The sequence below is a fragment of the Comamonas thiooxydans genome, from assembly GCF_000964545.1.
Classification (GTDB): Bacteria; Pseudomonadota; Gammaproteobacteria; order Burkholderiales; family Burkholderiaceae_C; genus Comamonas; species Comamonas thiooxydans.
The window spans coordinates 41,788-52,389 of the sequence record NZ_BBVD01000022.1 but is presented as its reverse complement, the minus strand read 5'-3'; the positions used below and the strand labels follow the sequence as shown (position 1 = coordinate 52,389).

Annotated in this window: 10 protein-coding genes and 1 pseudogene; 3 read left to right on the top strand and 8 right to left on the bottom strand. The window is 69.4% G+C overall.

Going from position 1 to position 10,602, the window contains the following annotated elements:
- The coding region (locus tag Cth01_RS22380) for a 4Fe-4S dicluster domain-containing protein (protein WP_156160286.1) at window positions 1–122 on the top strand (122 nt) is incomplete at its 5' end.
- Here the strand turns inward: Cth01_RS22380 and Cth01_RS22375 are convergent.
- Entirely contained in the window at window positions 107–823 is a 717-nt protein-coding gene (locus Cth01_RS22375) for a LysR substrate-binding domain-containing protein (protein WP_211267699.1), read from the bottom strand. The two genes, Cth01_RS22380 and Cth01_RS22375, sit on opposite strands and share 16 nt — an antisense overlap.
- Here Cth01_RS22375 and Cth01_RS24530 point away from each other — a divergent pair.
- Window positions 714–1,618 (top strand): annotated as a pseudogene (locus Cth01_RS24530) (CaiB/BaiF CoA transferase family protein). The gene Cth01_RS22375 and the pseudogene Cth01_RS24530 overlap by 110 nt on opposite strands.
- Window positions 1,619–1,621: 3 nt before the next feature.
- Window positions 1,622–1,855: a hypothetical protein gene (locus tag Cth01_RS22360; protein ID WP_052703445.1), complete on the top strand. Its 234-nt coding sequence runs from the start codon at window positions 1,622–1,624 to the stop codon at window positions 1,853–1,855.
- A gap of 9 nt (window positions 1,856–1,864) precedes the next feature.
- Here the strand turns inward: Cth01_RS22360 and Cth01_RS22355 are convergent, their stop codons facing one another.
- The 7 genes from Cth01_RS22355 to Cth01_RS22325 all read right to left on the bottom strand — a co-directional run bounded on the left by Cth01_RS22355 (window position 1,865) and on the right by Cth01_RS22325 (window position 10,597).
- Window positions 1,865–2,845, bottom strand: coding sequence for a Bug family tripartite tricarboxylate transporter substrate binding protein (locus Cth01_RS22355; RefSeq protein WP_045840464.1), 981 nt, complete (start codon window positions 2,843–2,845; stop codon window positions 1,865–1,867).
- Between the two features lie 23 nt (window positions 2,846–2,868).
- Window positions 2,869–3,711 (bottom strand): acid phosphatase, encoded by an 843-nt coding sequence (locus Cth01_RS22350; protein WP_045840463.1) that lies wholly within the window; start codon window positions 3,709–3,711, stop codon window positions 2,869–2,871.
- A gap of 17 nt (window positions 3,712–3,728) precedes the next feature.
- Complete coding sequence (locus Cth01_RS22345) at window positions 3,729–5,144, bottom strand: MmgE/PrpD family protein (RefSeq protein ID WP_045840462.1); 1,416 nt, start codon at window positions 5,142–5,144, stop codon at window positions 3,729–3,731.
- Window positions 5,145–5,242: 98 nt separating this feature from the next.
- On the bottom strand, window positions 5,243–6,715 hold the full coding sequence (locus Cth01_RS22340) for an aldehyde dehydrogenase (RefSeq protein WP_045840476.1): 1,473 nt from the start codon (window positions 6,713–6,715) through the stop codon (window positions 5,243–5,245).
- 28 nt (window positions 6,716–6,743) lie between these two features.
- Window positions 6,744–8,183 carry an MmgE/PrpD family protein gene (locus tag Cth01_RS22335; RefSeq protein ID WP_045840461.1) on the bottom strand — a complete coding sequence of 480 codons (1,440 nt, stop codon included), beginning with the start codon at window positions 8,181–8,183 and terminating at the stop codon, window positions 6,744–6,746.
- Window positions 8,184–8,202: 19 nt separating this feature from the next.
- Window positions 8,203–9,840, bottom strand: coding sequence for a GMC family oxidoreductase (locus Cth01_RS22330; protein ID WP_045840475.1), 1,638 nt, complete (start codon window positions 9,838–9,840; stop codon window positions 8,203–8,205).
- Between the two features lie 10 nt (window positions 9,841–9,850).
- A complete protein-coding gene (locus Cth01_RS22325; RefSeq protein ID WP_045840460.1) occupies window positions 9,851–10,597 on the bottom strand; it encodes an ABC transporter ATP-binding protein in 747 nt (248 codons plus the stop codon).
- Window positions 10,598–10,602 lie beyond the last annotated feature (5 nt).

Below are 10,602 nucleotides of genomic sequence, written 5' to 3'. Positions count from 1 at the left end.
GGCTGCAGATCAACTCGCAAAACTGCGTGCACTGCAAGACCTGCGACATCAAGGACCCCACGCAGAACATCGTCTGGGTGACACCCGAAGGCGGCGGCGGCCCGAACTATTCCGGAATGTGACCCAGCCGCAGCGCCTGCGCGAACAGCGTGAACGCTGCCGAGGCGTGGCTGCGGTTGGCGTAATACAGGTGGTAGCCCTCGAACACCTTGCGCCAGTCGCCCAGTACCTCCACCAGTTGCCCTGACACGATGGCATCGCCCACGTAGTCCCGAGGCAGGTAAGCCAGGCCCAGGCCCGCCAGCGCGGCGTCGCGGATCGGAGCGACACTGCTGAACACCAGCGAGCCGCCGACCTTGACACGCTGCTCCTTGCCCTCCCGCACGAAGGACCATGGCAGGAACTCGCCGTTGGGCAGGCGCAGGTTCAGGCAGTTGTGCGTGACGAGGTCAGGCGGCCGCGCCGGCTGGCCGTGCCGCTCGAAATAGGTCGGGGTAGCGACCACGGCAAGGGGGATCTCTGGGCCGATGGGAACCGCCACCATGTCCCTGGCTACCAACCCGGCGCGGCGAACACCAGCGTCGAAGCTGCAACTGACGATGTCCGTCAGACCGTAATCGGTAGTGACCTCGATGCGTATTTCGGGGTAGGCGGGCAGGAAGCGGGCAATGGCTGGCTGCAGCACGCTGTGCAAGGCGTATTCATCTGCCGAGATGCGTATCGTGCCCGCAGGCCGCTCGCGCAGGGCCCCCAACTGCGCGATACCTAGGCGGATCTCCTCTAGCGCAGGCAGCACCCGCGCGAGCAAGCACCCCGATGCCATGTCGCTGCCCATCCTCAACCGCAGTCGGGGCAGGCACAGCATCACCCTGAACCTGAAATCGCCTCAGGCCGGCGCCATCTACCGCGAACTGGCCCGCCGTGCCGATGTGGTGGTGGAGAACTTCGCCAGCGGCACGGCCGACCGCATCGGCATCGGCTACGAGGCCACGCGCGCGATCAACCCGCGCATCATTTATTGCTCGCTCAGCGGCTTCGGCAGCGAGGGCATGGGCAGCCGCAAGGCGCTGGACGTGGTCATCCAGGCCATGAGCGGCATCACCCTGGCCAGCGGCGAGGCCGATAGCCCCCCTTCCGGGTGGGCATGCCCATCGCCGATTCGATTGCACCGCTGTTTGCCGTGATGGGCATCAGCGCGGCGCTGCACCGACGCCACGCGAGCGGCGAGGGGGAGTACATCGACATCTCCATGCTGGGCAGTCTGACGGCGATGCTGGCGGCGGAAGACTGGCAGGCCACCGAGCAGCTCGGCGCGGCTACGCGCACCGGCAACCACCTGCGGCGGGCCACGCCGTTCGGGCTGTTTTCCTGCCGGGATGGCGATATCGCCATCGGCGCCGGCGCCCGCGATCCGTTCGCCCATGCGCTGTTTCGCATCATGGGCAAGCCCGAGATGTGCGCCGACCCGCGCTACGCCACGCTGCCGGAGCGCTGCAAGCGGCATGAGGAAATCAACGGCCTGTTCAGCGCCTGGTGCGCGCCGCGCGGGGCCGAGGAGGTTGAGCGCGTGCTGCTCGATGCGGGCGTGCCGGTCGCGCGGGTTCGCAGGCCTGCGTAGGCGGTGCAGGAGCCGCTGCTTGGCCAGCGGCGCGAGGTGCTGGACGTGCTGCACCCGGACCTGGGTTCCGTCCAGGGATTGAAGACCATGGGCCTGCCGGTGCGCCTGCTGCGCACAGAGTACGGCCACGGCGCCGCGGCTCCACGCCTGGGGGAGCCCAACGCGGCCATCTACGGCGATTGGCTGGGGGCCGATGCGCAAACCCTGGCGGCCTGGCGGGAGGCCGGGGTGACCTGATGCGTTGTTTCAGGAGCGCTTGACCAGTTCCGCCACGTGCCGCCAGCGCTTGTCTTCCTCGGGCATGCTGGCCTGGAATTCGCGGTGCTCCACCAGCTCCACGTACATTGACTGCTTGTCGCAAAAAGCCTTGAACTCGGGCGAGCGCGCGATCCTGGCGAGGCCGTCGGAGATCTGGGCGACCGTGGGGTCGGGCGTCTTGGCGGGCGCCATCACGGCCATCCACGAGGCCACCTCGAAGCCCGGAATGCCGCTCTCGATGCCCGTGGGTACGTCGGGCAGCGCATCCCAGCGGGCCTTGCTGGTCACGGCCAGCGCGCGCAGGCGGCCGGCCTTGATCAGCGGCATCACACCGCCCGAGCCCTGGCAGGTGAAGGCCACCACGCCGCCCACCGTGTCGGTCACGGCCTGCGTGTTGCCCTTGTAGGGGATGTGCTTGGCCGAGGTCTTGGTCAGGTCGTTCATGATCACGGTGCACAGGTGCGAGGTGCTGCCTACGCCGCCCGAGCCGTAGTCGATCTCGCCAGGCCTGGCCTTCATGGCGGCGAGCAGATCGGCCAGGGTCTTGTAGGGCGAATTGGTGGGCACGACGACGGCCAGCGCGGCGCTGCACACGCGCGCCACGCCCTTGAAGTCCTTGACCGGGTCGTAGGTGGCCGCGGCCTCGCCCGAATAGCGCGCCGAGAAATGCGTCACGCCGGTCATCAGTAGCGTGTGGCCGTCAGGCGGGGCCTTGGCAACGGCCACGCTGCCCAGGGCGCCGCCCGCGCCGGGGCGGTTGTCCACGACCACGGGCACGCCCATCATCTTGGACAGCGGCTCGGAGACGAAGCGGGCGGCCGCGTCCACCGTCGTGCCGGCGGACGCGGCGACGAGCAGGGTGATGGGCTTGCCTGCGACCAGGCCGCCGGGTTGCGCGATGGCAAGGGACGAGCCAAGGGCCGTGGGAATGGCGGGAAGGGATTGCAGGAGATGGCGGCGTGAAATCATGGTGTCTCCTTGGAGGTGATGGGTCAGGGGGCGAGGCGCGAGGTCGCAGCCAGGGCTTGTGCCTCGGCGGCGCAATCGGCAGTCGGTGGCAACTGGCCTGCTGCCCGGGCCTGCGCCACCTCGGCTCTGGCGGCGGCTACCTGGGCGTTGAATACCGGGTTGGCACGCAGCCGGGCCGCGGTGGCGGAGCCGATCAGGCGGCCGGCCTCGATGTCGCTCTTCCAGTGCACGCCGCACACGCCGCGGCTTTGGCCGAAAGCACGGCCGCGCTGCAGCAAGGTGTCTGCGCGCTCGGGGGCGACCTCTGCCAGCGCCTCGGCCCAGAGCCAGCCGATGGCCGAGTGGCCGGAGGGGTAGGAGCCGCTCCTGCGCAAGGCGGGCTCATCCTGCGGCGTGCAGGTGGGCGCGTTGAACGCCACGAAGGGGCGGGGGCGCTGGTACAGGTTCTTTGCCTTCTGGGTGGCATCGCCCGCATCCGTCAAGGTGCGGCGCAGCAGCATGGCCAGGTGCGGCGTGGCCTGCTCCGAGATGCGCACGTTCAGCGCGCAGGCGAAGGCCGAGGCGGCTGCCGGGAAGTGAAGCTCGGCGTCCCGGGCCGCCAGCGCGCCGCGCGGCCCGTCGCGCAGTTGCGTCAGGATGCGGAAGGCCTCGTCATCGTCGGCCTGCGCGCTGGAGCCCGCGGCGGGCGGCGCGGGCAGCAGGGCTGCGCTGTCGGGCTGTTCCTCGCGTGCCAGGTAGCCCTTGGCAAAGGTGGAGGAGCCGAGCTTCGTTTCTCCCACCTCGGCCAGGGTGACGGGCGGGGTGGGCGTGGTGGTGCAGGCGCTGGCCAGCAGGGCGCAGGCGATGGCGGAGGCAAGGGGACGCATGGGAGTCTCCTGGTGCCTTATCGGTTATTGGGCGGCACGCACAGGGCCGTGAGGTCGGCGGCCCGCATCTTCGGATCCATGGCCCGCAGCGCGGCCAGCAGCGTGCGGGCGCGGCCGGCGCCCAGCGCGTCGGTGGTCAGCTCCATGAACTTGGCGTCCTGCTCGGCTTCGGGCATGGGGTTGGTGTCGGTGCCGATGGGGTCGGCGACGAAGACGTGTTCGTTCGTGCCGTCCTTGAAGGTGACGGTGACGTCGGCCACGAACTTGCCCGGATACTGCTTTTCGAGCTGCGGCTCCTCGGTGATGCGGATGCCGCGCGCCATGGCGATGACGGGTGCCATGTCCACCTTGCCCGCCAGGTAGTCGCGGTGGATGGCATAGCCGTTGCCCAGGCCCAGCAGCGTGAAGGCCGCCTGGATGGGCAGGCTGAACTGCACGTGCTCGATGTTCTGCGGCGTATAGGCATTGGCGTTGGCCGTGCCCACGATGACGTTGAAATGCGGCGTGATCTTCAGGTGCACGTCGGCGATCTGGGCACGGCGCGCGGCGAAGGGGCGCAGTGCGTCGATGTAGGCATGCGTGCAGTAGCAAGCGCAGTAGGCCTTGAGCCATACTGTCGCCATCTGGAAGGGCCGACCGGGGGCGAAGCGCTGCTCCGCGCCGTCTCCCGCGCCGCGCTGCAGGAAGGTCTTGAAGAAGCCCTTGTTGCCGCTCAGGAAGGCGCGCGGCCCGGTGATGCCGGCGCGCGCCATGTCGACCGCCGCCATGCCGTTGCGGGTGCCGATGCCGGCGTGGATGCGCTTGATGGAGCCGCCGGTGGACGAGTATTCGGTGGTGCCCGAGACATGGCTCAGCGCAATCGCCAGCGCATGCAGCGTGGTCTCGGCGTCGAAGCCGCGCAGCTTGGCCGCCACGGCGGCGGCGCCGAAGTTGGACAGCGTGCCGTGCGGGTGGTAGCCGCGCTGCAGCAGCTCGGGCGAGGCCAGCAGGCCGATGCGCGTGTAGACCTCGTAGCCCGCCACCATGGCGGTGACGACTTCTTCGAGCGTGGAGCCCAGTTCTTCGCCAATCGCCAGCGCGGCCGGGATCACGCAACTGCCCGGATGGCTGTAGCTGGGGCCGTGGGCGTCGTCGTACTCGAAGCCATGGCCGTAGGAGCCGTTGACGAAGGCCGCGTCCAGCGCGCTCATGGTCAGTGGCGAGGCGCTCACGCGGCTCTTGCCGGGGCGCTGCTGGGCGGTGGCGTAGTTCAGCAACTGCTGCGACCACGGCATTTGCGAGATGCCGACCTGCAGCGCGAGCTGATCGCGCATCAGGCGGTTCACGCCCGCGTGGGCCTCGGGAGTGATATCTTCGTATTTCAGTTCCTGCACGAAGCGCACCAGCGCTTGTTCCAGGGGTGGGCAGTGGGCGGGGATGGTGGATGTGGTCATGCTTTATTGCTGTGTAAAAAATAGCTGCTAGCGCTTGATGGATAAGAGCTAAAGCCGAATTTCATTGGTAATTTGCATTCCTGCGGCCGCTGGTGCGTTCAGGCAGCGGCCTGGTCGAGCACCACGGTCTTGGATTCGAGGAAGGCTTCGAGCCCGCCCACGCTGCCCTCGCGGCCGATGCCCGATTGCTTGAAGCCGCCGAAGCCGATCGCGAAGTCGTAGCGCGAGGCGTTGTGCCCCACCGTGCCGGAGCGCAGCTGGCGCGCCACCTGCATGGCACGTTCGGCATCGTGGGTGAACACCGCGGCGTTCAGGCCATAGATGGTGTCGTTGGCCATGGCAATGGCGTGCTCCTCGCTGTCGGCCGGGATCACAGACAGCACCGGCCCGAAGAATTCGTTCTGGGCCGCGAAGGAGCGGTTGTCCACATGGGCCAGCACCGTGGGCTCGAAGAAGAAGCCGCGCTCCATCTGCCGGGGCCGCCCGCCGCCGACCGCCACCCGGGCGCCCTCGGCGATGCTTTGCGCCATTTTTTGCTCGACTGCGGCCCGCTGGCGCGCCGAGGCCAGCGGGCCCATGGTGGTTGCGGCATCCATGGGATCGCCCAGCACCATGCCGCGCGCGGCGGCGGCCAGCGCCTCGACCATGGCGTCATGCTTGGCGCGCGGCACGATGATGCGGGTGAGGCTGGCGCAGACCTGGCCCGTCAGGTAGCTGAAGTACGGCGGGCCCAAGACCTGGGCGGCGGCCTCGATGTCGTAGTCGTCCAGGACGACGGCGGGCGATTTGCCGCCCAGCTCGAAGGTGCAGCGCGCCATGCGCTGCGCGGCCACGGCGCCGATGGCGCGGCCCGCGGCGGTGGAGCCGGTGAAGGTGATCTTGTCCACGCCGGGGTTGGCCACCAGCGTGGCGGACACGTCGCGGTCGGCCGTGAACATGTTGACCACGCCGGGCGGCAGGCCCACCTCCTCACAGATGCGCGCGAACAAGTGGCCGGCGATGGGCGCCTCGGGCGAGCATTTGATGATGACGGTGCAGCCGGCCAGCAGCGCGGGCGCGACCTTGTAGGCGATGAGCCCGGCCGGGCCGTTCCAGGGCACGATGGCCGCGACCACGCCCACGGACTCCTGCACCACGTAGCCCTGGTGGCCGCTGGTGGACCGCGCGGGTCTGACGAACGGGTAGGTGTCCGCCATCGCGGTGTAGGCGCGGAAGGCCCCGCTCAGGTACTGGCCGACGCGCGGCTGGGAGATCTTGTAGAGCACGCCGGATTCCACGGTCCAGCCGCGCGCGAACTCGTCGTTGAGCGCCTCGACGCGCTGGGCGATTTTTTCGAGGTAGACGGCGCGTTCCTGCGGTGTCATGCGTGGCCAGGGGCCCGTGTCGAAGGCCCGGCGCGCTGCCTGCACGGCGGCGGCCACGTCGGCTTCGGTGGCCTGGGCCACGCGGGCCACGACTTCCTCGGTGGCGCAGTTCAGCACCGGGAAAGTCTCGCTGGTGGAAGGGGCGGCCCACTGGCCCCCGATGAAGAGGCGATCGGCATGGGGTACGTTCAGGACTGGGGTGCTCATCATGGTCTCCTGGGGGCCTGGCGGGTGTTCATGGCTGCTGCGGGCGCACGAACTGGCGGATGACGGTGCCGAAGTCCTCGACCTTTTCGAGGTTCAGCACCGTGTCCACCGCGCGGTCGATGGCGGTGGCGGGCAGCAGGCCGTCTACGAAGCCGCGGAACTTGCCGACCAGCTCGTCGGTGGTCATGTAGGTGGAGGGGTCCGAGGTCGGCGTGCCCTTGGGGAACATCTTTTCTCCTGCGAAGACCTGGCCGCGCGCGCGCACTTCCACGCGCGAGGGGCGGCTGGAGATGTCGGCCGACACGGACTGGAAATAGCTCGGGTGGGTTTCCAGCGACACGCGGTTCATCAGCGCCATGACGGAGGGGTCGAACACCACCGCCGGGTCCTGCCACCTGGGGCCGGGCGGGATGCGGTGCGCCGCCACGGCCAGGCCGTGCGCGAAGCAGAACTGCGCATCGTGCACCTGCAGGATCTCCCGGCTGGTGAAGCAGGGCAGCACGTAGGCCCAGCCTTCGCCATACGAGGTGATGCCCTCGATCTCGTCGGGCTTCAGGTCGTTGGCGGTCACGATGTCGATCAGCAGGTCCAGCGGCGCGTGCATGACGCGGCAGTGCGGGTAGGGCTTGAACATTTGGAAGGCGGGGAAGCGCCAGTCCTGGCCCAGGCCGTCGGTGATGGCGTCCGGCAGCCAGCGGTCGGTGCCGATGAAGCTGGCCCAGCCGTTGACCTCGTCGTCCAGGATGCGCAGGTCGCCCCGGTGGCCCAGCTCACCCATGTCGGCGGCGGCGAGCGCGATGTTGGTCAGCCCGCCGGCCAGCTGGTACTTGATGGTGGCCGTGGGCGCATGCGTGAACCAGGCGCGCTGCGCATTGACGGGTGCCGAGGCCGCGGCCAGGCCCAGCGCGTTGGCCAGCTGCCCGGCCGACAGGCGCTTGAGCTTGCCCGCCGACGCGGTGGCGCCGAACACGGTGTTGCTGTAGCCGACGACCGACGCCGGGTTGGCGAGCTTGCCGTCCTTGGTGTCCCGGTAGCCGGGCATGGCGGCGCCGAAGCGGTAGCTGATCTCGTGCGACACGGCGATGGCGGCGATCACGTCCTTGCCGGAGCGCCGCAGCGCCTCGGCCGTGGCGAAGGCGCCGGGCAGCACGTAGGGGCTTACATGGCCGGGCAGCAGCACCGAGTCTGCATCCAGCGCGTTGAGCATTTCGGCGTTGGCGAAGGCCGCGCCGTAGGGGGTGGTGCGCTCGCCGGTGCCGATGACGGTCGCGGGGCCGCTGCCGCCGCCGATGCGGCGGGCCATCTCGATGGCGATGCGGCTGCGCGGGTGGTCGATGCCCGCCAGCGCGACGCCGAGGGAGTCGAGCACCTCGCGCTTGCATTCCTGCACGACGTTCTCGGGCAGTCGGGCCATGTCCACGTTGGCCGCGAAGCGGGCCAGCTGTTCGACGAGGGTGGGTGTGCTCATGGGGGTTCTCCAGTAGGAATCAGACAGTGGTGGCCTGTGCGGTGCGCACGGGCCAGGCGTCCTCGCGGACCATGTCGGCGCCCTTTTCGCCGATCATGATGCAGGGCGCGCTGGTGTTGCCGGTGGGAATCAGGGGCATGACCGAGGCGTCGATCACGCGCAGGCGGCGCACGCCGTGCACGCGCAGCCGCGCATCGACCACGGCCTTGCCGTCGCTGCCCATCTTGCAGGTGCCGACCTGGTGCCAGCCGGTGCCGCCGCAGCGCCGGAGGTAGTCCAGCAGCTGCGCGTCGCTCTCGGCGCCGGCGCCGGGCTTGACCTCCTCGACCACGCGCGCGCCCAGCGGCGGCGTATGCATGATCTGGCGCAGCCGGCGCATGCCCGCGACGTGGCGGCGGATGTCGCTCTCGCTGCTCAGGTAGTTGGGGTGGAACAGCGGCGGCCGCAAAGGGTCGGCGCTGGCCAGCTCGACATGGCCGCGCGATTCGGGCGTGAGCAGCACCACCGAGGCCGACATGCCCGGGTAGCCGTCGGCCGCCACCTCGCCCGAGGCGGTGGCCGAAAAGCTCATGGGGTTGAACGAGAGCTGGATGTCGGCCCGGCCGCCGGGCTCGCTGTTCACGTAGGCCGTGACCGGCGCCGCGCCCAGCGCGAGGTAGCCGGTGTGGGTGAACACGTAGCGCGCGCCTTCGAGGTATTTGCGCAGGCCGCTGAGCCGGTGGTTGACCGAGCTGCCCGGCGTGGCGCGCCACGCGAACGGGGCGTACCAGTGGTCCTGCAGGTTGCGCCCCACGCCCGGCAGGACATGCCGCACGGCGATGCCGTGGCGCTGCAGCTGCGCCGCGTCGCCGATGCCCGAGAGCATCAGCAATTGCGGCGAGACCAGCGCGCCCGCGCTCAGGATCACCTCGCGCGCGGCCGCGATGCTGCGCCGCTGGCAGCCCTGCTGCACCTCCACGCCGGTGGCCTCCATGGCGTCCCCGCCCTCGAACAGCACGCGCGTGGCGTGGGCGCCGGTCAGGATGGAGAGGTTGGCGCGCCGGCGCACAGGTTCGATGAAGGCGTTGTAGGCGGAGTGGCGCCGCCCGTGGCGGATGGTGTACTGGCGCAGCCCCACGGCGGGGTGGGGCGGGGCGTTCAGGTCGCTGGATCGCGGGATGCCCGCGTTGGCGCAGGCGGCGATGAAATCCTCGACCGCGGGGTGGACTTCCGCAGGATCCGTCACGCTGAGCGGCCCCTCGCTGCCGTGGAAGGCATCGGCGCCGCGCGCGTTGTACTCCGAGCGCTTGAAATAGGGCAGCACATCGTTCCACCCCCAGCCGGTGTTGCCCTGGCGCGCCCACTGGTCGTAGTCTTCGGGCTGGCCGCGCATGTAGATCATGCCGTTGATGGAACTGCTGCCGCCCAGACCCTTGCCGCGGTCCCACTGCACCTGGCGCCCGCCCAGTGTGGGCACGGCCTCGGTCCTGAAGCGCCAGTTGAGCTTTTCGCTGGCGAACAGCTTGGCCATGCCGGCGGGGGTATGGACCCAGAGGTCGTCCATGCCGCCGCCGGCCTCGATCAGCAGCACCCGCACGGCGGGGTCTTCCGACAGCCGGCTGGCTACCACGCAGCCCGAGGAGCCCGCGCCGACGACGATGTAGTCATAGGTCTGCATGGCCACCAACTCAATGCGAGGCCTGGCCGAAGTAGTGCTCCTCGACCTCGGGGTCGCTGGCCAGCGCGTCGGCGTCGCCATGCTTGACGATGCAGCCCTGCTCCAGCACGGCTGCACGATGCGCCGTCTCCAGCGCCAGGCGTGCGTTCTGCTCCACCAGGAAGATGGTCATCCCTTCCTGGTTGAGCTGGCGGATGGCACGGAACACGTCGGCGATGATCACGGGCGCCAGCCCCAGGCTGGGCTCGTCGAGCAGCAGCACGCGCGGATGGGCCATGAGTGCGCGGCCGATTGCCAGCATCTGCTGCTGGCCGCCGGACAGCGTGCCCGAGAGCTGCGAGCGCCGCTCGGCCAGGATGGGGAACAGCGCGAACACGCGGTCCAGGTCGGCCTGCACGTCGCCCTTGCGCGCGCCCAGGGCCTCGCGGCCGAGCATCAGGTTTTCCAGCACCGACAGCGGTGCGATCACGCGGCGGCCCTCGGGCACCTGGATCACGCCCAGGCGTGCGCGCTGGTACGAGGGCAGGGCGTTGAACTCGCGCTCCCCGAACTCGATGGTGCCAGTGGAGGGCACGATGCCCGTCACGGCATTGACTAGGCTCGATTTGCCTGCGCCATTGGGGCCGATCAGCGTGAAGATCTCGCCCTGCTTGATTTGCAGTGATACGCCGCGCAGCGCTGTGATGCCCTGGTAGTGCACCTCCAGCTTGTCGATGGACAGGGCATGGGCGCCAGACAGGTTGATGGGATGGTTCATGTGGA